At 74.9% G+C, this 1825-nt stretch carries 1 protein-coding gene; it reads right to left on the reverse strand.

Annotation, left to right across the window (positions count from 1 at the left end; translation table 11 throughout):
* Positions 1-92 precede the first annotated feature (92 nt).
* The coding region (locus K377_RS42010; protein ID WP_161195170.1) for a hypothetical protein at positions 93-1825 on the reverse strand (1733 nt) is incomplete at its 5' end.

The following is a 1825-nucleotide window of genomic DNA, read 5'->3' on the forward strand; positions in this document are numbered from 1 at the left end:
GCCGGGGCCGAAGACGACGTGCGGGAAGGGGTGGGCGTGCCGTGTTCCGGGTTCGGGGCGGCGCCGGGCCGGGGCGGTGGTGGGGTGGGGCATCAGCGGGCCCTCCATCGGGTGCGCCAGGACCACATCTGGCTGCCGCTGACCACGACGGCCTTGACCGTGTGCAGTTGGTCGGTGAGGTCGTCGGGGACGGGGAGCGGCAGCCGCTCGGGGGTGTTGCCGAGGCGGGTGCGGCGGACGGGGAAGGCGGTGGCGCTGTTCTTGAACGTGGCCTGCCACACGACGTGGCAACTGCCGTGGTCCGTCTCCGGGTTGATCTCCAGGGCCGGGTCGGGTCCCGGTACGAGGCGGAAGGTGACGCAGGAGTCGGTCCGGTCCGGGGTGACGCGGCGGCTGCCGCAGTGCGGGCAGTCGTGGCGCAGGCAGCCGGTGCTGCCGAGCAGGTCGCGGTAGGTGAGGACGCGCATGCGGCGGCCGCACACTTCGCAGCCCTCCTGGCCGAGCCGCTCGTCCTGCGGCCACATGGCCGAGGTGAGCAGGTCGGCCGGGTCCTGCTGGACGAGGAGCAGTTCGAGGGTCTCGGCGACGCCTTCGCCCCAGGCGTCGAGGAGTTGGCGGGTGGCTTCCTGTCCGCCGGGGTGGGTGACGAGGCCGTGGGCGGCTCCGCCCGCCAGGCGGCGCACCGCGGTCAGGCGGGAGGCCTCGTGGCGGTGGCGCAGGCCGGCCAGGCGTTCGCCGAGTTCGAGGGCGCGCCGTCGGGCGGGCGAGGAGACGAGCGCGCCCGTCAGCTGCCCGTACATCAGGCGCATCCGTTCCAGGTCGGTGCGGTGGCTGTCGAGGTCCGCGGCGCGCGGGGTCCAGTCGGGTACGAGGCGCACGGCGTCCGGGGCGAGGCCCTCGGGCAGGACGAGGTGTCGTCGCCCGTAGGCGCTGTCGACGCCGGGGCGCAGGGCGGTCTCGTCCGAGACGCGCAGGGCGAAGTGCCGTTCGCCGTCCTCGGGCGGGTCGACGTGGTGCACGGTGACGCCGCCGCCGTGGTGCGGGGTGTCGTCGCCCGTGGCGGTGTCGGCGGGGCCGGGTGTGCCGAGGATCCGGTAGTGGACGCGGCCGCGGCCCGACACGTCGTCGAGGTAGGAGCGCACGCGGGCCAGCGGGGTGTGGCCGGCCATCGCGTACAGGCCGTGGGTGATGACGGGGGACGCGGAGGCGTTGCCGGGCGGTGCCACGACCGTGGCGGCGTATCCGTCGAGGAAGCCGACCACCACGTTGGTGCTGGAGGGGAAGGCGGGGTCGATGATCGAGCCCGCCTTGCAGGCGACGAGGACGACGCTGCCCGCTTTGATGTCGCGGCACAGCAGTACGGCGTCGTGGTCGCGCGCCCGCTTGCAGGAGACGCCCGCCCGGCAGCCGCGTTCGAGGGGTGCGCCGGACGCGAGGTCCCGTTCGACGGGGGTGTACAGGCCGCAGGCGACGAGGGGGCCGAGGTCGAGGTGGCCGCCGTCGCCGTGGGCGACGACGACGAGGCGGCGCACGCCGTCGGTCAGCACGCGGCGCAGGGCGGCGCGGTCGGGTGTGAGGTGCTCTCCGTCGAGGAGGACGGTGGCGTGCAGGGTGTCGATGAGCAGCGTGTCGTGCTTCCAGTCGACGTCGAGGACGCGCCGGCCCTTGGCGCGGACGAACCGGACTCCTTCCGCGCCGAGCCCGAGGTCTCCGTCGTCGTGCGCCTGCAACGTGCGGTAGAGCGCGTTGAGTTCGCGGGGCGGGCTGCCGGGCTCCGCCGACGTGGGGGTGAGCATCGGCAGCGCCCACGGGTCGGCGGGCGGGG

The sequence above is a fragment of the Streptomyces sp. PsTaAH-137 genome (assembly GCF_003259365.1).
In the GTDB taxonomy this organism is placed as follows: Bacteria; Actinomycetota; Actinomycetes; order Streptomycetales; family Streptomycetaceae; genus Streptomyces.